The following is a 510-nucleotide window of genomic DNA, read 5'->3' as shown; positions in this document are numbered from 1 at the left end:
GGTGTCCCCTTGCCTTGTAAGCATCTATAATCGGGAAAAAGGGAACATGTTAAGGGCCCTATAGCTTGATTTAGATATATGTTAGGCTGATATGGGTGTTTCAAGGCAATTAAGTATTACTGATTGTCTTCTGAGAGATAATTCCTAACTGGTTATTGGTTGAATATATCGGATCTGATATTAAAAAATGTCTATTTCAAATGAAATGGGAGATCATTAAGAAGTTTTCCACTGAAAACAAGAGTTGTTTTAGCTATAAAGATGTGATAAAGGAATATCCTGACAAGGATCCCAGCTATCTTTCCAAAGTACTTGCCGCAATGGTAAGATTGGGTATGTTAATGAAAATATCACGGAATGTGTACCATATTATTCCGTTGAGTGCAGACCCGCAGACCTATTCTCCTGACAGTCGGCTTGTTGCTAAATACATGATGAAAGGGAAGGACTATTACATCGCTTATGCCTCAGCAATGAACGTCCTTGGATGGACAGCTCAATCAAACTACA

The 510-nt window shown here is 38.2% G+C and carries 1 protein-coding gene; it reads left to right on the top strand.

The window, feature by feature from the left end; all coding sequences use genetic code 11:
* Nucleotides 1-200: 200 nt before the first annotated feature.
* A partial coding sequence (locus P1P86_16610; GenBank protein MDF1576809.1) for a hypothetical protein occupies nt 201-510 on the top strand: 310 nt, incomplete at its 3' end.

It is taken from the genome of Bacteroidales bacterium, assembly GCA_029210725.1.
Classification (GTDB): domain Bacteria; phylum Bacteroidota; class Bacteroidia; order Bacteroidales.
Note: the sequence above shows the minus strand (reverse complement) of the source record. Positions and strands in the feature narration are given on the sequence as shown.